Annotated in this window: 18 protein-coding genes; 10 read left to right on the top strand and 8 right to left on the bottom strand. The window is 66.5% G+C overall.

Features of this window, described 5'->3' with window-relative positions; translation table 11 throughout:
* Positions 1–5 precede the first annotated feature (5 nt).
* Both LK542_RS00770 and LK542_RS00765 read right to left on the bottom strand, forming a co-directional pair.
* Entirely contained in the window at positions 6–2,390 is a 2,385-nt protein-coding gene (locus LK542_RS00770) for a glycoside hydrolase family 3 N-terminal domain-containing protein (protein WP_227810437.1), read from the bottom strand.
* A 13-nt stretch (positions 2,391–2,403) separates the two neighbouring features.
* Positions 2,404–5,355 carry a TonB-dependent receptor gene (locus tag LK542_RS00765; protein WP_227810436.1) on the bottom strand — a complete coding sequence of 984 codons (2,952 nt, stop codon included), beginning with the start codon at positions 5,353–5,355 and terminating at the stop codon, positions 2,404–2,406.
* Positions 5,356–5,714: 359 nt separating this feature from the next.
* On the opposite strand from LK542_RS00765, the gene LK542_RS00760 reads away from it, so the two are divergent.
* Positions 5,715–7,919 (top strand): alpha-glucuronidase family glycosyl hydrolase, encoded by a 2,205-nt coding sequence (locus tag LK542_RS00760; RefSeq protein ID WP_227810435.1) that lies wholly within the window; start codon positions 5,715–5,717, stop codon positions 7,917–7,919.
* A gap of 54 nt (positions 7,920–7,973) precedes the next feature.
* On the opposite strand, the gene LK542_RS00755 is transcribed toward LK542_RS00760, so the two are convergent.
* The gene (locus tag LK542_RS00755; RefSeq protein ID WP_227810434.1) at positions 7,974–9,233 is read right to left on the bottom strand and encodes an SGNH/GDSL hydrolase family protein; all 1,260 of its coding nucleotides are present in this window, start codon (positions 9,231–9,233) and stop codon (positions 7,974–7,976) included.
* A 95-nt stretch (positions 9,234–9,328) separates the two neighbouring features.
* On the opposite strand from LK542_RS00755, the gene LK542_RS00750 reads away from it, so the two are divergent.
* Positions 9,329–10,696 (top strand): enolase C-terminal domain-like protein, encoded by a 1,368-nt coding sequence (locus LK542_RS00750; RefSeq protein ID WP_227810433.1) that lies wholly within the window; start codon positions 9,329–9,331, stop codon positions 10,694–10,696.
* Positions 10,697–10,840: 144 nt separating this feature from the next.
* On the opposite strand, the gene LK542_RS00745 is transcribed toward LK542_RS00750, so the two are convergent.
* Entirely contained in the window at positions 10,841–12,223 is a 1,383-nt protein-coding gene (locus LK542_RS00745; protein ID WP_227810432.1) for a hypothetical protein, read from the bottom strand.
* A 236-nt stretch (positions 12,224–12,459) separates the two neighbouring features.
* Between LK542_RS00745 and LK542_RS00740 the strand changes: the two genes are divergently transcribed.
* The 4 genes from LK542_RS00740 (at position 12,460) to yacG (ending at position 15,007) form a co-directional block, all read left to right on the top strand.
* Positions 12,460–13,332 carry an A24 family peptidase gene (locus tag LK542_RS00740; RefSeq protein WP_227810431.1) on the top strand — a complete coding sequence of 291 codons (873 nt, stop codon included), beginning with the start codon at positions 12,460–12,462 and terminating at the stop codon, positions 13,330–13,332.
* 2 nt (positions 13,333–13,334) lie between these two features.
* Positions 13,335–13,964, top strand: a complete 630-nt coding sequence (gene coaE, locus LK542_RS00735; protein WP_227800083.1) for a dephospho-CoA kinase — start codon at positions 13,335–13,337, stop codon at positions 13,962–13,964.
* A 93-nt stretch (positions 13,965–14,057) separates the two neighbouring features.
* Positions 14,058–14,813 (top strand): cell division protein ZapD, encoded by a 756-nt coding sequence (gene zapD, locus LK542_RS00730; protein ID WP_227800082.1) that lies wholly within the window; start codon positions 14,058–14,060, stop codon positions 14,811–14,813.
* Positions 14,814–14,824: 11 nt separating this feature from the next.
* On the top strand, positions 14,825–15,007 hold the full coding sequence (yacG, locus tag LK542_RS00725; RefSeq protein WP_227810430.1) for a DNA gyrase inhibitor YacG: 183 nt from the start codon (positions 14,825–14,827) through the stop codon (positions 15,005–15,007).
* A 156-nt stretch (positions 15,008–15,163) separates the two neighbouring features.
* On the opposite strand, the gene LK542_RS00720 is transcribed toward yacG, so the two are convergent.
* The 3 genes from LK542_RS00720 to argJ are packed head-to-tail and all read right to left on the bottom strand — an operon-like array spanning position 15,164 to position 17,700.
* Entirely contained in the window at positions 15,164–15,574 is a 411-nt protein-coding gene (locus LK542_RS00720; RefSeq protein WP_227810429.1) for an NUDIX domain-containing protein, read from the bottom strand.
* The gene (locus tag LK542_RS00715) at positions 15,567–16,457 is read right to left on the bottom strand and encodes an ATP-binding protein (RefSeq protein ID WP_227800079.1); all 891 of its coding nucleotides are present in this window, start codon (positions 16,455–16,457) and stop codon (positions 15,567–15,569) included. Before LK542_RS00715 ends, LK542_RS00720 begins: the two co-directional genes overlap by 8 nt.
* A gap of 4 nt (positions 16,458–16,461) precedes the next feature.
* On the bottom strand, positions 16,462–17,700 hold the full coding sequence (gene argJ / locus LK542_RS00710) for a bifunctional glutamate N-acetyltransferase/amino-acid acetyltransferase ArgJ (RefSeq protein WP_227810428.1): 1,239 nt from the start codon (positions 17,698–17,700) through the stop codon (positions 16,462–16,464).
* Positions 17,701–18,048: 348 nt separating this feature from the next.
* Between argJ and LK542_RS00705 the strand changes: the two genes are divergently transcribed.
* The 3 genes from LK542_RS00705 to LK542_RS00695 all read left to right on the top strand — a co-directional run bounded on the left by LK542_RS00705 (position 18,049) and on the right by LK542_RS00695 (position 20,949).
* Positions 18,049–18,780 carry a transglycosylase SLT domain-containing protein gene (locus LK542_RS00705; RefSeq protein WP_227810427.1) on the top strand — a complete coding sequence of 244 codons (732 nt, stop codon included), beginning with the start codon at positions 18,049–18,051 and terminating at the stop codon, positions 18,778–18,780.
* A gap of 26 nt (positions 18,781–18,806) precedes the next feature.
* Positions 18,807–19,811 carry a peptidoglycan-binding protein gene (locus LK542_RS00700; RefSeq protein ID WP_227800076.1) on the top strand — a complete coding sequence of 335 codons (1,005 nt, stop codon included), beginning with the start codon at positions 18,807–18,809 and terminating at the stop codon, positions 19,809–19,811.
* 115 nt (positions 19,812–19,926) lie between these two features.
* Complete coding sequence (locus LK542_RS00695; RefSeq protein WP_227810426.1) at positions 19,927–20,949, top strand: MerR family transcriptional regulator; 1,023 nt, start codon at positions 19,927–19,929, stop codon at positions 20,947–20,949.
* A 22-nt stretch (positions 20,950–20,971) separates the two neighbouring features.
* Here LK542_RS00695 and LK542_RS00690 read toward each other — a convergent pair whose 3' ends face one another.
* Positions 20,972–21,457 (bottom strand): Lrp/AsnC ligand binding domain-containing protein, encoded by a 486-nt coding sequence (locus tag LK542_RS00690; RefSeq protein ID WP_159696317.1) that lies wholly within the window; start codon positions 21,455–21,457, stop codon positions 20,972–20,974.
* 111 nt (positions 21,458–21,568) lie between these two features.
* Between LK542_RS00690 and LK542_RS00685 the strand changes: the two genes are divergently transcribed.
* Positions 21,569–22,858: a D-amino acid dehydrogenase gene (locus LK542_RS00685; protein ID WP_227810425.1), complete on the top strand. Its 1,290-nt coding sequence runs from the start codon at positions 21,569–21,571 to the stop codon at positions 22,856–22,858.
* Positions 22,859–22,860 lie beyond the last annotated feature (2 nt).

Raw genomic sequence — 22,860 nt, 5'->3', positions numbered from 1 at the left:
GCCCCTTATGCCACCGTCAGGGTCGTCTTCTTCAGGTCGACACTGTTCGGCCCGGCGAAAATGGTGAAGGTGCCCGGTTCCACGACGCGCTTCATGTCGGTATTGAAGAAGCACAGGTCGGAACGCCCGATAGCGAAGCTCAGCACGCGCGCCTCGCCCGGCGCCAGGCTCACGCGCTGGAAGCCCTTCAGTTCCAGCAGCGGACGGGTCACCGAGCTGACGTCGTCGCGGATGTAGAGCTGCACCACTTCGTCGCCGCGCAGCTTCCCGACATTGCGCACCTCGACCAGCGCGCGGGTGCTGCCATTCATGCCGATCCAGCTGTGCTCCAGCCTCGGCGCCGAGATCTCGAAGCGCGTATAGGACAGGCCGAAGCCGAACGGGAACAGAGGTTTCGTGCTGCCGTCGATGTAGCCGCGCCGGCTACTCGGCTTGCGGCTGTAGTGGATCGGCAGCTGGCCCGGCTCGCGTGCGATCGACACCGGCAGCTTGCCGCCAGGGTTGGCGCGGCCGAACAGCAGGTCGGCCACCGCATGGCCGGTTTCCTGGCCCAGGTACCAGCATTCCATCAGGGTCTCGGCGCGTTCGGCCAGGTAGTTGACCGACAGCGGGCGCCCGTTCAGCAACAGCACCACGGTCGGTTTGTTCAGCGCGAAGATGGCGCGCGCCAGGTCGTTCTGCTGGCCCAGCAGGTCGAGGGTGCTGCGGTCGCCCAGGTGGGTGTCGGCCCAGGCTTCGCGCGCCGTCATCTCGTTGTCGCCCAGGACCATGACGATGGTGTCGGCCGATTTGGCCGCTTCCACCGCCTCGGCGATCAGGCGGGCGTTGACGTCTGGCGGCGTGAAGCGGATCTCGTCCTTGCCCGGGTTGCGCTCCTCGGTCAGGCGCACGCCTTCGGCATACGCCAGCGTGAAACCGAGCTCGCCCGCGGCGCGCTGCAGGCCCTCGTGGATCGACACCACATGGCGCGGTTCGTTCGAATAGCCGCCCAGCGGCGTGTCCTTGGCATGGGCGCCCAGCAGCAGAAGCCTGCCCACCTTGGTCGGCTGCAGCGGCAGGAGGCCCTTGTCGTTCTTCAGCAGCACCGCGCTTTTCACCGCCGCCTCGCGCGCCAGCGCCAACGCTTCCGGGGTCGCCGTCAGCGCGTCGGCGCGGTCCGCGTCGACGTAGGGGTTCTCGAACAGACCGGCGTCGAACTTGAAGCGCAGGATGCGGCGCACCACGGCATCGATCTCCTTCACGGAGACCTGGCCTTCGCGCACCAGCTCGGCCAGCCTGAGGTAGCCCAGCGGATCCGGCGTCTCGATGTCGACGCCGGCCTTGAGCGCCCGCAGTGCCGCCTCCTTGGGTGAGGACACCAGGCTGTGGCGCGTGATCAGTTCATTGACCGCCATGTAGTCGGAGACGGTCAGGCCCTTAAAGCCCCATTCCTCGCGCAGCACTTTGGTGAGCAGCCAGCGGTTGGCATGCGAGGGCACGCCGTCGATCTCGTTATACGAGGGCATGACGGCGGCGATCCTGGTCTCCCTGATGATCTTCTCGAAAGGCGGGAAGAAGTCCTCGCGCAGGGAGCGCTCGCCCAGGTTGGCCGGCCCGATGTTGGTGCCGCTTTCGGGCTGGCCGTGGCCGGTCATGTGCTTCAGGGTGGCATACACCTTGTCCTGCGCCAGCGGCAGCGCATCGCCGGAAAAGCCCAGCACCGCGGCCTTGCCCATGACGCCGCACAGGTGGGGATCCTCGCCATAGGTTTCCTCGAAGCGCCCCCAGCGCGGATCGCGCGCCACGTCGACCACCGGCGCCAGCGCGATGTTGGCGCCGCGCGCCCGCATTTCGCGCGCCGCCACGGAGAAGATGCGGGTGATCAGCGCCGGGTCGAAGCTGGACGCCAGCGCGATCGACTGCGGGAAGCTGGTGGCCTCGCGCGCCGCGTAGCCGTGCAGGGCTTCCTCGTGCATCAGGAGCGGGATGCCGAGGCGGGTCTGCTCGACGGCCCATTTTTGCACCGCGTTCACGTAGTCGGCGGTCTCGCGCGGGCCGCGATGCCGCACCCGGCCGGTGTCGCCGGCCACGCCGCTCTTGCCCACCTGGCGGTCGGACGGGCGGCCCAGCATGCCCATCCCGTGCGGCCAGGCCGCCGCCATCTTCTCCGGCGCGAAGCTGGTGTCGGCGTTCTGCACCTCCACCTTCTTCTGCCACAGGCACTGCATCTGGGCGATCTTCTCGTCCAGCGTCATGCGGCGCAGCAGGTCCTCGACGCGAGCGCTGACGGGCGCCCCGGCCTGCCGGTACAGCGGCTGGCCTGCCGCCGGCGCGGCGCCGGCCGACGGCAGTGCCGCCATGCCAGCCAGGGCGCCGGCCGCGGCGAGGAACTCCCTGCGCTCGATAGCCACGCGCGCCCTCCGCTCAGAACTTCGCGCGCAGGCCGACCGCGATGGTGCGGCCCGGCTTGTAGCTGGTGAAGGTCGCGTTCGGGAACTGGAAGTAGGTGCGGCGCACCGTGTCCGTCGCGTTCACCACGTCGAAGGTCAGAGTCGGCAAGCCGTCACGGTCGAGCAGTTTCTCCAGGTCGAACTGCGACGAGAAGTCGAGCTGCTTGAAGTCGTCGCTGTACAGCGCCGCCGCGGCGATGCCGTTCTGGTTCAGGCCGGAGACCTGGCTGCCCTGCGAGTAGGTGTGCGACAGGCGCGCCATGAAACCATGGTTCTCGTAGTAGAGCTGGAAGTTGTTGCTCTTCTTCGGCACGCCCAGCGCCACGAAGCCCTGGGTGCCCTCGCCCGTCGCCTTCTGGTCGATCAGGGTCAGGGTTTCCGAGAAGCCGAAGCCGCGCCACGGCAGCAGGCGGTCGAGCGGCTGCACCCAGCCCAGTTCGAGGCCGGTCACCTTCAGCTGGCCGCCCGCATTGCGCTGCGAGGTCATCACCACGGTGGCCGAGTTCGGGCCGCCGCGGGCGTCGAGCGCCTGCTGCTGGGTCGGGGTCAGGCTGTCGTAGGTGACGCCGTACTGTGCCAGGTCGGTGAAGGGCAAGGTGTTGTTCTGGTTGACCGTGAAGCCGTTCAGCTTCTTCTGGAAGACCGTGGCGGCCACGTAGCCTTCGCGGCCGGTGTACCACTCGATGCCGAGGTCCAGGTTGTCCGAAATGTAGGGCGCCAGGTTGGGCGCGCCCAGGCTGCCGATGTCGGCCGACGGGTTCGAGAAGTTGATGCCGGGGCGCAGGGCTTCCGGATTGGCGCGCGTCATCGAGCGCGAAGCCGAGGCGCGCAGCACCAGGTTCTTGGCCAGGTCGAGCGCGGCGCTGGCCGACGGCAGCGTGTTGCTGTATTCCTTGTCGACGTAGACCCACTGGTTCACGTTCGGGAACGGGGTGGCGCCGGCCGGCAGGTTGGCATTGCGCGGATCGGCCACCGAGTTGTAGGCGCCCACGCTCTGCTCGGTGCGCACGTAGCGCACGCCGGCGTTGTAGCGCAGCTGCATGCCGGCCAGCTGGGTGACGCCGTCGGTCTGCAGGAACACGCCCTTGGTCTTCTCCTGGATGAAGCCGGTGGCCGCGCCGGTATTGGCCGCGCCCGTGATCGGGGCCTGCTCGAGCAGCTGCTGGTAGTTGGTGTCGCCGGCGAAGCGCTGCCAGTCGACCTCGATCAGGCCGTTCGGGCCGCGCCGCAGGTAATCGCCGACGCGCGCGCCGATGGTGCCGGCGCCCTGGCAGCCCGCCACGTTGCCGCAGATGAGGTTCTGCCACGCGGTCGAGTTGTCGCGCGCGGTGATGCGGCGCAGGATGTCGTCATAGGCAAAGCCGCCCTTGATGCTGAAGGCGCGGTCGCCCCAGGTCAGGTCGGAGCGCACGCCCTTGGTGCTGGTCTCGCGCACTTCCTGCTGCAGGTTGACACGCGCGCCGTTGGCGGTGTCGAGGCGGTAGTTGGCCGGGTTGCTGATATCCAGCGAGCTGACGATACTCGGCACCGCGCCGTTGGTGAAGGTCACGGTGTTGCCCGAATTGACCGCGGTCACCGGCAGCACGGTCGGCGACTCGCGCGTGAACTCGGACTTGGTGTAGTTCAGCTGGGCGTTGAGCTTGAGCCTGTCGCCGATGTCCCATTCCATACCCGGGTTGATGCCCTTCAGGCGCACTTCCTCCATGTAGGGACGGTATTCGGCGAAGAACTGGGCATTGGCGAAGGTGCCGCTTTCGACCACGCAGCCGGCGTTGCAGTCGCTGCGGTCGACCTTCAGGTTGAGCGGGATGATGGCGCCGTTGCGGCCGATCCAGTTGGTGTCGATGCGCTGCAGGTCATTGTCCTTCTCGCTGTACATCGTGTCGACGTAGAAGCGCAGGCTGTCGCTCGGGCGGAATTCGCCGGACACGATGGCGGTGACCTTGTCCTTGTCGCCGTACTGCGCCATCTGGCGGCCCAGGCGCGGGATCAGGGCATTGTCGATCTGGCCGATGTTCAGGCCCGGGTTGCGCGCCAGCAGGAAGGCCTGGTCGATCGCGGCGCCCGGGGTCAGGCCGTTGCCGGCATTGCTCGGCACCGTGGCCGGAATGGTCCAGTTGCCGCCGCCGGTGTTGTTGCGGGTCGGGCTGCTGCTCTGGGCCGCGGTCAGGTTGGGGTTGGTCAGGCCGATGGTCTCGTAGCCGGTGGCCTGCACCCTGGACTTGCTCCAGGCGACGCCGCCCAGGATGCCCCAGGTATTGTCGAAGGTCTTGCTGGCCAGGACCGAACCCTTGTTGCCCCACTTGCCGGCGACCTGGTTGCGGGTACCGCCGACGTTGGCGGCGACGTAGGCGCCCTTGCGGTCGAACGGGCGCGCGCTGCGCATGTCGACCACGCCGGCGGCGCCGCCTTCGAGCAGCGAGGCCGCCGGGCTCTTGCTGACGGTGAGCTTGGTGAACAGGTCGGTCGGCAGCAGGTCGAGGTCGACCTCGCGGTTGGTGTTCTGGCTGTCGGTGCTGCCGGTGGAAGCGACTGCGATCGGCGCGCCGTTGAGCAGGACCTTGGTGAAGCTGGTGCCCAGGCCGCGGATCTGGATATTGACGCCCTCGCCCGTGATCTCGCGCGAGACCTGCACGCCCGGAATGCGGTTCAGCGATTCGGCAATGTTCGTATCGGGGAATTTGCCGAGGTCTTCGGCGAAGATCGAATCCTGGAAGCCGGTGGCCTCGCGCTTGGCGCGCGCCGAGGTCTCGAGGCTGCCGCGATAACCGGTCACCTGCACGGTCTGGATCGGGCCCTGGCTGGCCGGCGCGGATGTCTCTTGCGCATAGGCTGCCGAGACCAGCCCGGCAAGAATCGTCAGTTGAAGAAGGCGGCCGCCGGTATGACCGGGGCGCAGGAACGTGCTGCCTCGCTGCTGGTGCATGGATTGTCTCCTAAATATTTTTATGCAACATGTTGTGGGCGATACATACAACATTCCAATAACATAAATGTTATCGCAATCATTTCAGTCTAAACGGCAAGTTTCAGACCTGTCAACGAAAATCTGGCAAGCGGCTGGACCAAATTTGACAAGCGTTCATGCCACATTGTTAGCGCGAACAAGACGGAGCGTGAAACACCCCGATGGTTGTCGGCGATCGTGGACTAGGCATGCATTTCGCTGCTGTCATTACAGGGCGAATCTACAAGAAACCATTTTCTATTTGAAAAAGTTTGCGCTAACATCGTAGCTCGACAGGCCTGGCGTACGACCAGCCGACAATTACCAAGGAGACTAGCTTGCAGCCTTCCCTCCCATTTGCGCTGGTGCGCATGCTGGCAGCATTGCTGCTGGGCGCCCTGTTCGCAGCCAGTGCGCACGCCGACGAAGATGGCTACCAGCTCTGGTTGCGCTATCGCCCCCTGCCCCCGGCCGCGGCGCTGTCCGCGCGCACTGTGGTAAGCCTGGCACCCGAGACCCCGACCGTGGCCGCCGCCCGCGCCGAACTGCTGCGCGGCCTGGGCGGCATGCTGGGGCGTCCGCTTCAAGCCGCCGCCAGCATCGGTCCCGCCAGCGTGGTCCTGGCGCGCCTCGACCGCCTGCCCGCGGGACTGCCGCCCTCCTTGCGCACCTCGCTCGACCAGGTCGGGCCCGAGGGCTACCTGCTGGCCCGTACCACGTCGAACGGCCGGCAACTGACGCTGGTCGCGGCCAGGTCGGACATCGGCCTGCTGTACGGCAGCTTCGCCCTGCTGCGCGGCCTGCAGGACGGCAGCGCAGCGGGCCTGGCGCGTGCGCCGCTGGTCTCGAACCCTGCGCTGCCGCTGCGCGTGCTGAACCACTGGGACAACCTGGACCGCAGCGTGGAGCGCGGCTACGCCGGGCAATCGATCTGGAACTGGTGGGAGCTTCCCGCCATCATCGATCCGCGCTACCTGGACTATGCGCGCGCCAACGCCTCGCTCGGCATCAACGGCACGGTGCTCAACAACGTCAACGCCAAGGCCGAGGTGCTGAGCCCCGCCTTCATCGCCAAGGCCGCCGCCGTGGCGAAGGTCCTGCGCCCCTACGGCATCCGGGTATTCCTGTCGGTGCGCTGGTCGACGCCGCTGGACCTGCGCGAGACCGCCAGCGCCGATCCGCTCGACCCGGCGGTGGCCGCCTGGTGGCGCCGCAAGACCGACGAGATCTACCGCAGCATCCCCGACTTCGGCGGTTACCTGGTGAAGGCCAATTCGGAAGGACAGCCCGGGCCGCAGGACTACGGCCGCAACCACGTCGACGGCGCCAACATGCTGGCGCGCGCGCTGGCGCCGCACGGCGGCACGGTGATGTGGCGCGCCTTCGTGTACGAGCCGCCGGAAGCGCGCAAGCGCAAGGGACAAGGCGACGATCCGAAGCACGACCGCGCCGCCCATGCCTATGACCAGTTCAAGCCGCTGGACGGCAAGTTCGACCCCAACGTGCTGGTGCAGGTGAAGAACGGCGCCATTGACTTCCAGCCGCGCGAGCCCTTCCACCCGCTGTTCGGCGCCATGCCGGACACGCGCCTGATGATGGAATTCCAGATCACCAAGGAGTACCTGGGCTTCGCCACCCACCAGGCCTATCTCGGCCCGATGTTCCAGGAGACCCTGCGCGCCGATACCCGCGCCGGCGGACGCGCGCTGAGCGTGGCCCAGTCGCTGCAGGGCGTCCAGAAAGGGCGCGTCGGCGGCATCGCCGGCGTGGCCAACATCGGCAGCAGCCGCAGCTGGTCCGGCTCGGTCTTCGACCAGGCCAACTGGTATGCCTTCGGACGCATGGCCTGGGACCCGCTGCTGGACGCCCGCGCCGTCGCACGCGAGTGGGCGGCCCAGACCTTCGCCGCGGATCCGCGCGTGCTCGATCCGGTGCTGGCCATGATGATGGCCTCGCGCGAAGCCGTGGTCGACTACATGACCCCGCTCGGCCTGCACCACCTGATGGACACCGGCCATCACCACGGCCCCGGCCCTTGGGTCGACAACCTGGAACGCCCTGACTGGAACCCGGTCTACTACCACCGCGCCGATCGCGACGGCATTGGTTTCGACCGCACGGCGCGCGGCAGCAATGCGGTAAGCCAGTATGCGCCGGAAGTGGCGCGGCGCTTCTCCGATCCCGCCACCACCCCGCCCGAGCTGCTGCTGTGGTTCCACCACCTGCCCTGGGACTACCGCATGCCTTCCGGCCGCAACCTGTGGGAAGAGCTGGTCGCCCGCTACGACCGCGGGGTAGCCGAAGTGGAACGCATGCAGGAGCGCTGGAACAGCTTGCGCCAGGTAGTCGACGCGCAGCGCTGGAACGATACCGCCCAGCGCCTGGCCCAGCAGCGCGCGGAGGCGCAGTGGTGGCGCGACGCCTGCCTGGCTTACTTCATGCACGTCTCCGGACGTTCGCTGCCGGCCGGCGCCAGGCCGCCCGCGCAGACGCTCGAGTATTACCGCGCGCTGCGCTTCCCCTACGCGCCCGGCAACGGCTGATTCCACCTGCCCTGGTCGCGGCGGCCCTGGCCGCCGCGACGCCGCGTGCTCGTCCTAGCGCCGGCACTGGCCCAGCATCTCCAGCGGCACGGCCTGCGCCATCGCCCGGTAGCCGGCCATGTTCGGATGCAGCCCATCGTTGTCGTACTCCTTGCGAATACGGTCGGGCCGGGTCGGATCGCGCAGCGCCGCATCGAAGTCGATCACCCCGTCGAACGTGCCCGAGCGGCGGATCCAGTCGTTGTAGGCCAGGCGGTCCTGTTCGTTGTCCTTCTCCGGGTGGTAGTACTCGCTCCCGCCATAAGGCGTGATGGTGGCGCCGATCACGCACACGCCGCGCGCCTGGGCGCTGGCCGTCACCTGGCGCAGGGCTTCCTGCATGTCGGCCAGCAGCTGCCGGCGCATGGCGGGACTGTCCTCGGTGTTGCGGTGCTGGGTGCCGAAGTCGTTCACGCCGATCAGGACGATCGCATGCCGTACGCCGGGCCGCGCCAGCACGTCGCGCTCGAAGCGCGCGGCCAGGTTGGGGCCCAAACCGTCGCGCAGCAGGCGTCCGCCGCCGATGCCGGCGTTGACCACGCCCACCGAATGCATGCCGGCCGTGCGCAGGCGCAGCGCCAGCGCATCCGTCCAGCGCAAATTGGTGTCGGGTGCGACGCCGTAGCCGTCGGTGATCGAGTCGCCGATCGCCACCACCGCGTGCGCACCTGGTGCGGCTTGCACCTCGACCCCGGCCAGCTGGTACCAGCGCGCGAAGCTCACCGCCCCCGGCAGCTCGGCCTCCGCCAGGCGCCGGCCTTTGGCCATGAAGCTGGTGGCGCGCGAACCCGGATGGGCGGTCTGGCGCGCCGGCTCTTCCGTGAAATGCATGGACACCGCCAGATCCGCGCCGGCCGCATGCTTGAACAGCACCGGGTCGCTCAGGTATTCGGCGCCGGCGGGAATCGTCACCGAAGCGGCGCCGCCGAAGCGCAGCTCGCGCGCGCTGGCGGGATCGATCGTGGCGCGTCCTGGTCCGCTCGCAAGCGCCACGCTGGCGCCGCTGATGACCAGCGGCGCGCTGCCGAAGGCATTGCTGAAACGGACCCGCAGGCGCTCGCCGCCGAGCGACACACGCAGCACCTGGCGCAGGGTGGCATCGCGCCAGTCGGCGGCCGGCAAGGCGTCCTTGCTCTCCGGCGCGAGCTGGGCCGTGCCCCAGGAAGCCACCCAATGCTCGCCGATGGCGGGACTCCCTACGGTGCCGCAGGCGGCCAGCAGGCCGGGCAGGATGGCGAGGGCAAGGGCCCGTGCCGGAATCGTTTGACGCGCCATCGGGTTTCCTTCAGACTGGTTATGTTTGCGCAATCATTTTATTTTAGAACAATGTTACGAGCAAGCCGCGCTTGTTCGCCAAGGAGACCCGACCGATGATGCCGATCCAGCGAAACACCAGCCCTACCGTCACGAGCATGCGGGTCATTCCGGTCGCCGGCTACGACAGCATGCTGCTCAACCTGTGCGGCGCCCATGCGCCCTTCTTCACCCGCATCCTGGTCCTGCTCGAGGACAGCGCCGGCAATGTCGGCATGGGCGAGGTGCCAGGCTCGGACGGCATCCTGCGCGCGCTGGAGCGGGGCGCGGCGCTGGTGGTGGGCAGCGAGATCGGCAAGTACAACCGTACCCTGAACGCCCTGCGCGCCGCCATCGCCGGTCCCAGCCACCAGGTGACCTCGAGCGCCGAAGCGGCGGTCCTGAAGCAGCCGCACGAAATCAACCTGCGCCTGGAAAACGTGATCACGGCGGTCGAAGCCGCCCTGCTCGACCTGCTCGGCCAGCACCTGGGCGTGCCAGTCTGCGAGCTGCTCGGCAGCGGCCAGCAGCGCAGCCACGTGCCGATGCTTGCCTATCTGTTCTACATCGGCGACCGGCGCCGCACCGACCTGGCTTACCTGGCCGGCAGCGGCGGCAGCGACTGGTACGGCCGCCGCACCGAGGAAGCGCTCACCCCGGAACAGATCGCCGACCTGGCCGAGGCCAGCGTCGACAAGTACGGTTTCCGCGACTTCAAGCTCAAGGGCGGCGTCATGCGCCCCGAAGAAGAGATCGCGGCGGTGGCAGCGATCAAGCGCCGCTTCCCGGATTTGCGCGCGACGCTCGATCCGAACGGCGCCTGGTCGCTCGCCGAGGCGATCGCGGCCTGCCGTGGCCAGGGTCACATCCTGGCCTATGCCGAAGACCCCTGCGGACCGGAGAACGGCTATTCCGGTCGCGAGATCATGGCGGAATTCAAACGCGCCACCGGCATCCCGACGGCGACCAACATGGTCGCCACCGACTGGCGCCAGATGGCCCATTCGCACCTGCTGGGCGCGGTCGACATCCCGCTGGCGGACCCGCACTTCTGGACCATGCAGGGTTCAGTCCGGCTGGCCCAGCTGTGCCACGACTGGGGCCTGACCTGGGGCTCGCACTCGAACAACCACTTCGACGTGTCGCTGGCCATGTTCACCCATGCCGCCGCCGCGGCGCCCGGCAAGATCACTGCCATCGACACCCACTGGATCTGGCAGGAAGGCCAGGAGCGCCTCACACGCGAGCCCTTGCAGATCGTCGGCGGCCAGGTCGCGGTGCCCGAACGGCCGGGGCTGGGCATTGAGCCGGACATGGCGCGCATCGAACAGGCGCACCAGCTGTACAAAAAGATCGCCACCGGCGCGCGCGACGATGCAATGGCCATGCGCTATCTCCTTCCGGAGTGGACCTACGACCCGAAGCGGCCAAGCTACGCGCGCTGAAGCAGGTGTAGGGTGTTCGTCATTCAGTCCACTGGACTGAATGACCGCCGAACGCGCGTTCAAGCGATGCATGAATAGTTGCTCGACTATGCATGAGCCTGCTGAACGCGCGGTCGGCACAGCCGACCACCCTACTACGCTGATTCAGCGCAGCGCCGCCTGCAGCTGGCGCGCCATCCTTCCCACCAGGGCGCGCCACAGGTAGCCGCCCATCTTGAGCGGCCGGCGCCGGTCAGCGCCACGCCGACCCATGCGCTGGGGCAGGAAAAAGCGCCCGAAGGTCGACAGCCCGCTGCGCCGCAGCGTCCAGAAGCAGCCGCCGGCATACACGGTATCGAAGCCGTCCTCGGCGCGCAGCAGCTGCAGGGCCGTGCCCGAGAACATCGCCACGTGGGCGGCGCGCTGTTCGCCATCCATGCGCGGCCGCAGCCGGAAGCCGTGGCGGTAGGACAGCTCCACGGTCTGGCGCAGGTCGGGCAGGTGCAGCACGAGCGGTCGCAGCGGACCGACCGCTTCCAGCAGCCGCGGCAGCACGTGCATGCCGGCCGTCACCCGCTCGCAATAGCGCGCGAACGCCGCCTTCAGTTCGCCCAGCGAAGCTTGCGGGGGACGCGGCAGCGGCGGCGGGCGCTTGCGCCAGCGCTCGGTCCAGTGTTCCAGCGCCCGCTCGTGCACGGCCGCCAGCGTGCCGGGTGTGTCGCGCTGCAGGTCGATGCTGGCGCCGGGCGGCAGGAAACGCACGACCCCGCGCACGCCGTCCAGGCGCGAGGCCTCCAGCAATTCGCGCGGCGCCATCCGGCCGCCGTTGAGCCAGACGTTGTCGGCCCGCGCAAAGCGGGCAAACGAGGCGATCGGCAGCACCAGTTTCGGCCGGAAGCGTTCGACCTGCGCCGCCAGGCGTTCCACCGCAGCCTTGGCCGCCCCCTCGCGCAGCGCGAACTGCTCCGGGTTGCCGCACCAGCCCATACTGCCGAAACCGGTGAGCAGCAGGTCGATGCGCGAAGTGGCCTTGCCGATGCGCGGTGCCGCGGCCTGGCACTCGGCCGCCGTGGCAAGGGCACGGTCGCCCAGGTTGAGGATGCTGCGCCCGGCGCAGTCGATCAGGCAGGCGGTGTCGCCGTCGCCGTTGGCCAGTGCGGTCAGGCGCAGGTCGCCGGCCAGCGCCACCGTGACGCCGTCCGGACATTCGGCCAGCGGCAGGCGCAGGCGGCGCAGTTCTTCACCGATGCGCATGTCGCGCCCGGGCCGGTAGAGAAAGGTGGCAATGCCGCGAAATTCGGAGCGGAAGCGCCGCAGGAAAGGCAGCGGGAAGTGGTCCGGCTGGGCGCGCGAACACCATATATAGACGGGCACGCCGGCCGCATTGAGCGTTTCCAGCAGGGCGGCATTTCTGCTGGAGTCGTCCACCAGGCTCCAGGCGTCGTCCAGTACCGGGCCTTCGAGCCAGGGATCGCAGACCAGGAGCGCAGCCTCGGTACGCACCATGAAGCAGGCATGATTCAGGAAAGTGAATGTTGCGCGGGGCATTGCAGGCACCATGGCGGCGGCCGAAAAGCGGCCAATGAGGTGCAGCGTAGCCGCGCGCCGGGATCACGGCATGATCCGTCACAATCGTGCGCCAGCACTGTGCCGGCCGTAAAAGCCACGCATGGCGGCAGAAACTTCGCCAAATTGCAGGAAATCTCTACAATAAGATTGACGTAAAGCATCTTTTTTACCGAAACTAGCTGTTATTGCCCGCTTTCTGACCGGACCCTGCCGCCATGCCCCTGGAATCCCTGCTGTTCGCCCCACCCGCCACACTCAGCGCCACCCTCGTGGCCGCCCTGTTCGGGCTGCTCGTGGGCAGCTTCCTGAACGTGGTCATCCACCGGATTCCGCAGATGATGCAGCGCGAGTCCGACAACTACGTGGCCCAGGAAAGCGGCAAGGAGCCTCCCCATACCGACCGCTACAACCTGATGGTGCCCCGCTCCGCCTGCCCGCACTGCGGGCACCAGATCACGGCCATGGAAAACATCCCGGTGATCAGCTGGCTCGCATTGCGCGGCAAGTGCCGCAAGTGCAAGGCGCCGATCTCGCCGCGTTATCCGGCCGTCGAACTGCTCACCGGCGTGCTCGCAGGCGTGCTGGTCTGGACCTTCGGCAGCGGCCTGGCGGGCCTGGCCACGCTGCTGTTCCTGTTCCTGCTGGTCGCCATGACCTTCATCGACATCGACACCCAGCTGCTGCCGGACGACCTTACCTATCCGCTGCTGTGGGCGGGCCTCTTGGTGAACCTGCACGGCACCTTCGTTCCGCTGCAGGACGCCGTGATCGGCGCCGCCGCCGGCTACCTGGTGCTGTGGGCCGTGTACTGGCTGTTCAAGCTGGTGACCGGCAAGGAAGGCATGGGCTACGGCGACTTCAAGCTCCTGGGCGCCCTTGGCGCCTGGCTCGGCTGGCAGATGCTGCCGACCATCATCCTGCTGTCCTCGGTGGTGGGCGCACTGGTCGGCATCAGCCTGATCGTGTTCGCCAAGCGCGGCCGCGACAAGCCGATTCCCTTCGGTCCCTACCTGGCGGCGGCCGGCCTGATCGCCCTGCTCTACGGCGCCGGCATCAGCGCCGGGCTGCAGACCGTCGTCACCGGTTGACAATGGACGCGCCGCATAAGCTCGCCTTCTCGGTCGGCCTCACCGGCGGCATCGGCTGCGGCAAGACGACCGTGGCCGACATGTTCGCCGCGCTCGGCGCCTCGGTCATCGACACCGACCAGATCGCGCACGCGCTGACTGCCCCGCACGGCGCGGCGATGCCGGCCCTGCTGTCGGAGTTCGGCGATGACTTCGCCACGCCCGACGGCGCCCTCGACCGCGCCAAGATGCGCGCCCTTGTATTTACGGACGATACCGCCCGCGCGCGCCTGGAGGCGATCCTGCATCCGCGCATCCGTGACGCCACCGCGGCCGCCGCCGCCATCGCTACCGGCGACTACGTGATCTTCGTCGTGCCCCTGTTGATCGAATCCGGCACCTGGCGCCAGCGCGTGACCCGGGTGCTGGCGATCGACTGCCCGGAAGAGCTACAGGTGGCGCGGGTGATGGCCAGGAGCGCCATTTCCGAGGCCCAGGTCCGCGCCATCATGGCGGCCCAGGTGTCTCGCGAACAGCGTCGCGCGGCGGCTGACGATATCATTCTGAACGACGATGGACTGGACGCGCTGCGCCCGCAAGTGGAGGCTTTGCATGCGCTGTATTTATCCCAGAGTAAATCTAAGCAAAACTAAATTGAATTAAGTCAATGCGGGATTTGTAATTTTGCGCAGCATGGTTCAGAATCACGGGGTTGCTCGCCAGCCTACATTCAGAGGAATGTCATTTTGATCGTCTACGAATATCCTTTCAACGAGCGCATTCGCACGTTGTTGCGGCTGGAAGACCTGTACGACAAGTTCAAGTTCTTTGTGCAACAAGAGCACCCGATGCAGCATCACGTGGCCCTTGCCACGATTTTCGACATGCTGGAAGTGGCCGGCCGCGCCGACCTGAAATCCGACCTGCTGCAGGAACTCGAGCGGCAGAAGCAAAGCCTGCTCTCCTACCGCAGCAATCCGAACGTCGCCACCGAAACGCTGGACGCCGTGCTGGCCGAGCTGGACGCCGTCAGCGGCGCCCTGGTAGCTAGCCAGGGCAAGACCGGTCAGAACGTGCGCGACAACGAGTGGCTGATGAGCATCCGCGGCCGCACCATCATCCCCGGCGGCGCCTGCGAATTCGACCTGCCGTCCTACTACGCCTGGCAGCACCACTCGGCCGAGCAGCGCCAGGCCGACATCCTGGGCTGGTTCGCGCCGCTGGCGCCGCTGTTCGAAGCGCTCGCGCTGGTGCTGCGCCTGCTGCGCGACTCCGGCGGCCCGGTCAAGATGATCGCCACGGGCGGCAGCTACCAGCAGATGCTGCAGGGGAAGGTGTACCAGATGCTGCGCCTGTCGATCGACGATTCGCTTGGCGCGATCCCCGAGATCTCGGCCAACAAGTATATGCTGTGGGTGCGCTTCACCACCCATGATGGTGACTGCAAGCCGAAGGCACTCGAAGAAGACGTGCCCTTCAACCTCACCCTCTGTAATTTTTGACTGGTATTGACATGACTGTTGTAGCCTGCCCGACCTGCGGCAAGAAGGTCGAATGGACCCCGGCGAACAAGTATCGCCCGTTCTGCTCGGAGCGTTGCAAGCAGATCGACCTGGGGGCCTGGGCCGAAGAGAAGTATACGATTCCTGGGGCGTCGACGAATGATCCGCAGGATGATAAGCCGGCCGATAACTAAGCAACAGCGGCAAGACCCATGCGCTGTTCTTTCCACTAACTTGAAGACCGTCGTTCCGGCGTAGGCCGGAACCCAATTTGACGTTCGTGGCGTATCACCAAAATTGGATCCCGGCCTTCGCCGGGATGACGTTCCATCGCAGGTGGTCCTAATGAGTTAAAGCTGGTATCTCACACGATCCAGCCACTCCAGCAACGGAATGGTCGCCGGCAACAGCGGACTGACGCTATACCCACCCTGCCACGCGAACGCCTGCCCCTCGAGGCTTTGCGGCTCCCCTTCCCACTCGCGGCAGATGTAGAAGTAGAGGCGCACGTGCGCGTGCTCGTACACGTGCTCGACGCAGCACCAGGCCTCGCCGCTCAGCACCCGCACGCCGAGTTCTTCGACGAACTCGCGCTGCAGCGCGTGGAAGATGTCCTCGCCCTGCTCCACCTTCCCGCCCGGGAATTCCCAGTAGCCCGCATAGGGCTTGCCTTCGGGGCGCTGGCCGAGCAGCACGTCGCCGTTCGCGCGCATCAGGATGCCGACCGCGACGTCGACCGGTTTTGCCTTCACTTCACTCATGAGTCTCTTCATCCGGCAGCCTGCCGGCATAGTCCTTCGCAAATTGCCAGGCCACACGGCCCGAACGCGAGCCGCGCTGCAGGGCCCACTGCAGGGCCTCGGGGCGTGCGCCCTCGATTTGCTGCGGGGTGCAGCCGTAGCTGGCCAGCCAGTGCGCCACGATGTCGAGGTAGTCGTCCTGGCGGAACGGGTAGAACGACAGCCACAGCCCGAAGCGCTCGGACAGCGAGATCTTCTCTTCGACCGTCTCGCCCGGATGCAGGTCGCCGTCGTCGCCATGCGTGTAGCCGGCATTGTCGGACATCTTTTCCGGCATCAGATGGCGCCGGTTCGAGGTCGCGTAGATCAGCACATTGTCCGAGGCCGCCGCGATGCTGCCGTCGAGCGCCACCTTGAGCGCCTTGTAGCCCGCCTCCCCCTCCTCGAAGGACAGGTCGTCGCAGAAGACCACGAAACGCTCGGGGCGTCCCGCCACCAGCTCGACGATGTCCGGCAGGTCGGCCAGATCCGCCTTGTCGACCTCGATCAGGCGCAGGCCCTGGTCGGCGAAACCGTTCAGGCAGGCCTTGATCAGGGACGACTTGCCGGTGCCTCGCGCGCCGGTCAGCAGCACGTTGTTGGCCGGGCGGCGCAGCACGAACTGGCGGGTGTTCTGCTCGATCTGGCGCTTCTGCGCGTCGACGTGCTGCAAATCTTCGAGCCGGATGGCGGAGGCATGCAGCACCGGCGCCAGGTACTTGCCACCCCCATTGACCCGTTTGCGCCAGCGGAAAGCGAAGCTGCGCTTCCAGTCCGGCTCGCGCGGCACCGCCGGCGGCAGCACCGCTTCGACCCGCGCCAGCAGGGCCTCGGCGCGGTGAAGGAACTGCTCGAGTGGCGTCATTGGATCAAGAGCGGTAGTCGGCGTTGATCGACACGTAGTCGTGCGACAGGTCGCAGGTCCAGACCGTGGCGGTGGCCTCGCCGCGGCCCAGCGTCACGCGGGTCGTGATCTCGGACTGCTTCATGACGCGCTGGCCGTCTTCTTCCTTGTAATCCGGATTGCGCCCGCCGGCCTTGGCCACCCACACGTCGTCCAGGTAGAGGTCGAGTTTGGTGGTGTCGAGGTCGTCCACGCCGGCGTAGCCGATCGCGGCCAGGATACGGCCCAGGTTCGGGTCCGAGGCAAAGAAGGCGGTCTTGACCAGCGGCGAGTGCGCGATCGAGTAGGCGATCTTGCGGCACTCTTCGACGTCGCGCCCGCCCTCCACCGTGATGGTCATGAACTTGGTGGCGCCTTCGCCGTCGCGGATGATCTGCTGCGCCAGGTTGCGCGAGATGTCGGTGACGGCCTCCTTCAGTGCTTCGTATTCAAGGCCGGATGCGGCGTCGATCGCCAGGCTGCCGGCGCCGGTGGCGACGATGATGAAGGAATCGTTGGTCGAGGTGTCGCCGTCGATCGTGATGCTGTTGAAGGAGTGGTCGGCCGCATGCTTGACCAGCTCGTCGAGCACCGGTTGCGCGACGCGCGCGTCAATTGCCAGGTAACCGAGCATGGTCGCCATGTTCGGCTTGATCATGCCGGCGCCCTTGCTGATGCCGGTCATGGTGACCGCGTGGCCGCCAATGGTGACAATACGCGAGGCCGCCTTCGGCTGGGTGTCGGTGGTCATGATCGCCTCGGCGGCGTTGAACCAGTTGTCCGCCTTCAGCTTGCTCACCGCTGCCGGCAGGCCCGCGACGACCTTCTGGATCGGCAGCTGCTCGAGAATGACGCCAGTGGAGAACGGCAGCACCTGCTGCGCGTCCAGGCCGAGCAGCTTGGCGACTTCCGCGCAGGTGGCCTGCGCATTGGCCAGGCCCTGCTCGCCGGTGGCGGCGTTGGCATTGCCGGTGTTGACCACCAGCGCACGGATCGGCTTGCCGCCGCTCTGCACGGCCGCGAGATTGGCCTTGCTCACCTGGACCGGCGCGGCACAGAAGCGGTTCTTGGTGAACACGCCGGCCACGGTGGCGCCTTCAGCCAGCCGCATGACCAGCAGGTCCTTGCGGTTGGGCTTCTTGATACCGGCTTCGGCATAGCCGATCTCGATACCGGCGACGGGTTTCAGGTCGGCTGCGACTGGCAGGGGGGAATTGACGGCCATGGCGATCTCATGAAAGAAAAGATAGGTAATCCGATATTGTACTGCCAGCGGCGTCCACGGCGAGCAGGCCTGTCCGGCGCGGGTTTTGCGCCCGCATGTATGCCGATCGCATAAGTCGATAACCTGCGCTCACACCTCCTTAATCGGCGTGTATGTACCGACTTTCAGTGGCACCTTGCGCACGATTCATTTCTACCGAAATATTGTTCTAAATCAAACGCTTAGCGTTTGCTCATCCGCAGTGTGCATATACTCGACAGGCCCGGAAACGACATGTTTTTTTGCAGGATCCTGGCGCCTTTCCCGGCCTTAGTCGGAGTCATTCCAACAACAATCTGGAGACAAACAATGAAACCAAGCGTCAAGGCGCGATTGCTGGTCGCGCTATGTGCAGCACTTGCGGGAGCGGCCGCATCGCCACTCGCCTTCGCCGACGGCAAGCCGGTCGAGCTGACCGTGTCGGCGAAACAGTACAAGCAGTATTTCAAGGAAGCCTCGAACGAGTTCAACGTGCCGGTCGAACTGCTGCAGTCGATCGCCTACGCCGAAACGCGCTGGCATCCGCACGTCCCCAAGGGCAAGCTGAAGAAGAACGGCGAACCCGAGGTCGAGGTGGAATCGCACGAGGGCATGCCGATCAGCTACGGGATCATGGGCCTGCGCGACGACAACCACTTCGGCCACTCCCTGCGCGAGGGCGCGGCCCTGATCCGCGTGACGCCCGAACAGGCGGCGTCGGACACGCGCTCCAACATCCGCGCCGCCGCCGCCCTGCTCGCACAGTACGGCGCCCGCAAGAACAAGGCCTTCCCGCTCGAGGACTGGGAAGCCGCGGTGGCGCGCTACAGCGGGATCCCGCAGCCCGAGATCGCGAAGATCTACAGCTACGAAGTGCTGACCGCAATCCGCCAGGGACGTCGCAGCGACAGGTTCGAAATCGACCAGAAGCACGTCGAGATGGAGAAGGTCTACGGCAAGGACAAGCTGCGCAAGCTGTCCGCGCGCCGCATCACGATCGAAACCGGCACGCCCGATCCGAAGATTTCGGCGCCGGACTTCGCAGCCACCCCGAACAAATAATAACGAGCAGAATACGGAGACAATCTATGAAGACCTTGATGCGCAGCCTACTCGCAGGCCTGTGTTTCGTCGCGTCGGCCCAGCCGGCGCTTGCGTCGACCGACTACCCGCCGGCCATCTGGAACCCGGCCGCCAGCTGCAATTATTCCGCCCGCACCGCCGCGGTCAGCCACGTGACCGTGCACACCACCCAGGGCTCCTACGCGGGCTCGATCTCCTGGTTCCAGAACTGCAGCGCCGGCGTCAGCGCCCACTACGTGATCCGCTCTTCGGACGGCCAGGTGACCCAGATGGTGCGCGAGGCCGACAAGGCCTGGCACGTGGGGAACTCGAACGGCTACACCATCGGCATCGAGCACGAGGGCTACATCGCCAACCCGTCCGCCTGGTACACCACCGCCATGTACAACGCCTCGGCAGCGCTGACCAAAGACATCCTCGCCTCGCGCGCGCTGGCGCAGAAGGTCTACGATGGCAGCAGCGGCTGGAACGCGGTACCGTCGGACTCGCTGTACAACGTCAAGGGCCACGTCAACTACGCGAGCCAGAGCCACACCGACCCGGGTTCGGGCTGGGACTGGCCACGCTACAAGTCGCTCGTGGCCGGCAGCAGTTCGGGCGGTGGCACCACCGCTACCTGGCCCCTGGTCCAGTACGGGAACACCGGCGAACGGGTGCGCACCATCCAGTACCTGCTGCAGCAGTGGGGCTATACGCTCACGGTGAACGCCAGTTTCGACACCGCGACCCAGAACGCGGTCAAGAACTTCCAGTCCTCGCACGGCCTGGGCGCGGACGGCATCGTCGGCAACGCCACCTGGCCGGCGCTGGTGATCCTGACCCAGCAGGGCGATTCGGGCGCCAAGGTGCGCGCGGTGCAGAGCCAGCTCAACGAGAGCGGCGCGGGCATCACGGTGGACGGCGCCTTCGGGCCGGCCACGGCAACGGCGGTGAAGAACTTCCAGACTTCGAAGGGCCTGAGCGCCGACGGGGTCGTCGGTGACAACACCTGGAACAAGATGGTCTGGTAGTGCTCCCGGGACCTGCCTGCCCTTATCATGGCTTGCAGGTCCGACAAAGCGCTTGACCCTCACGCAAGGTGAGGCTCCAGAGTAGCGCTACGCATGAAGAACAGGGAGAAGCTCGATGCTGAAAGTGGGAGAACTCGCGGCGCGCGCCGGCCTGACGGTCCGCACGCTGCACCATTACGACAGCATCGGGCTGCTCTCGCCTTCTGCGCGTTCCGATGCCGGCTACCGGCTCTATGACCGCGACGACGTGGCGCGCCTGCAGCAGATCCAGGCACTGCGCGCGTTCGGCATGGCGCTCAGCGACATCGGGGCTTACCTGGACAGTCCGGAAGCCTCGCCGCTGGCCATCGTCGAGCGCCAGCTCAAGGCCCTTGACCAGCAGATCGCCGAAGCCGCGCAGATGCGCGAGCAGCTGCTGCGCCTGCGCTCACGCCTGGCCGCCGGCGACGAAACGGACATGTCCATCTGGCTAACCACTCTGGAGCAGATGACCATGTACGAAAAATACTTTACGAAAGAAGAACTGGCGCGCCTGCCGCTGTACCAGAACCCCGCGGCGCAGGCCGAATGGCGGGAACTGGTCGCGCATGCGCATGGACTAATGACGAAAAACGTGGCGCCCGGCTCGCAGGAAGCGAACGCCTTTGCCGTGCGCTGGCTGGAACAGCTCGAACGCGACACCGGCGGCAACCCGGCCTTCGTCCTGCAGCTGACCGCCATGACCTCACAAGACCCGGAAGTGCAACAGCAAACCGGCATGTCGCCCGCGCTGCAGGCCTATATGCGCTCGGTGCTCGCGGAACTGCGCTTCACGATCCACGCGCGCTACCTGCCGGCGGAAACCGTCGAGCGCATGCGCCGCCACGAAGCCGCACACGCGGACGAGTGGATCGTGCTGGCGACCCGGATCCGCGCATGTCTCCAGCTCGACCCCGAGGCCCGATCCATGGAAGCCCGGCAGCTCGCGCGCAGCTGGTTCGGGCTGTTCACCGACATGGTGGGCGACGATCCGGAAGTGATCGCGCAGTTCCGCCTCGCCACGAGGTCGGAGCCGCTGCTGCGCCTGGGCACGGGCATCGGTGACGAGGTCATCGAGTTCCTGCGCAAAGCCATGGAAAACCTGCACGCCCAGGCTTGATTGGCGGGGAACGCGGCGTTGCTCAGCGTGGGATCGACAGCGCCAGCGTTTCCTTCAGCTCTTCCATCACCACATAGCTCTTCGATTGGCCGGCGTCGGCCACATGCAGGATTTCGCCCAGCAGGCGCCGGTATTCCGACATTTCCGGAATGCGCGCCTTGATCAAATAGTCGAAGTCCCCAGATACGAGGTGGCACTCCATCACCTCGGGAATGCCCAGCATCGCACGGCGGAAACGGTCGAAAGCCTTTTCCGATTTCTGGTGCAGCGTGATCTCCACGAACACCAGGATCTGCAGGCCCATGGCCTGGGGATTCACGCGCGCGTGGTAGCCGGTGATGACACCGTCGCGCTCCATGCGCTTGACCCGCTCGATGCAGGGCGTCAGCGACAGGCCCACCTGTTCGGCCAGGTCTTTCATGACGATGCGCGCATCGTCCTGCAGGACCGACAGGATGTGGAGGTCGATCTTGTCGAGGACGCGGTTGGAATTCTTCTGGACGCGCATGAATTTTCACTGAAAACGTGTGTAATAACAGAAACCATTATTCCATTAGCGGCGGTAATATGGCAATCTTTTCTAAATCCCGCATCATTTACTTCAGGACCTGGGCATAACATGCGCGTTCTCGTATTGGGCAGCGGCGTGGTCGGCGTGACCACCGCTTACTATCTGGCCAAGGCAGGCCACGACGTCACCGTCATCGACCGTCAACCCGGCCCTGCCCTGGAGACCAGCTTCGCCAACGCCGGCCAGATCTCGCCGGGCTATGCCTCGCCCTGGGCGGCGCCGGGCATTCCGCTGAAGGCCGCGAAATGGCTGTTCCAGAAGCACGCGCCGCTGGCCATCCGTCCGGACGGCTCGCTGTTCCAGTTGCAGTGGATGTGGCAGATGTACCGCAACTGCACGGCTGACCGCTATGCGGTGAACAAGGAGCGCATGGTGCGCCTGGCCGAGTACAGCCGCGATTGCATCCGCGAACTGCGCGCCCAGACCGGCATCGAATACGAAGGCCGCAGCTTGGGCACGATCCAGCTGTTCCGCACCCAGCAGCAACTCGACAGCGCCGCCAAGGACATCGAAGTCCTGAAGCAGGCCGGCGTGGAATACGAACTGCTGCTCGGCCATGACCTCGGCAAGGCCGAGCCGGCGCTGGGCACGCACGGCACCCTGGTGGGCGGCCTGCGCCTGCCGAACGACGAGACCGGCGACTGCCAGCTGTTCACCACGCGCCTGACCGCGATGGCGCGCGACCTGGGTGTGCGCTTCGAGTTCGACACCGACATCCAGGCCCTCGACATTGCCGGTGGCCAGATCACCGGTGTGCGCACCGCCAGGGGCACGCTCATGGCCGACCGCTACGTGCTGGCGCTGGGCAGCTATTCGCGCCTGCTCCTGAAAGACCAGTTCCAGCTGCCGGTCTATCCGCTCAAGGGCTACTCGATCACCGTGCCGATCACGGATGAGAGCCGCGCGCCCGTATCGACCATCCTGGACGAGACCTACAAGATCGCTGTCACCCGCTTCGAAGACCGCATCCGCGTCGGCGGCATGGCCGAGATCGCGGGCTACAGCAAGGCCCTGAACCCGGCGCGCCGCGAAACCTTGGAGATGGTCGTCAACGACCTGTTCCCGGGCGCCGGCGACACCCGCCAGGCCTCGTTCTGGACCGGCCTGCGCCCGATGACCCCGGACAGCACCCCGGTGGTCGGCGCCACGCCGCTGCGCAACCTGTTCGTCAACACCGGCCACGGCACCCTGGGCTGGACCATGGCCTGCGGCTCGGCCAGCGTCATCGCCGACCTGGTGAGCGGCAAGCAGCCGGCCATCCGCGCCGACGACCTGGCGGTGTTCCGCTACGCCGGCACGCCGCAAGGCGCCGCCGCCCCCGAACTGGTCAAGGCGTAAGC

This window comes from Massilia sp. IC2-477 (genome assembly GCF_020707265.1).
Taxonomy (GTDB): Bacteria; Pseudomonadota; Gammaproteobacteria; order Burkholderiales; family Burkholderiaceae_D; genus Telluria.
Note: the sequence above shows the minus strand (reverse complement) of the source record. Positions and strands in the feature narration are given on the sequence as shown.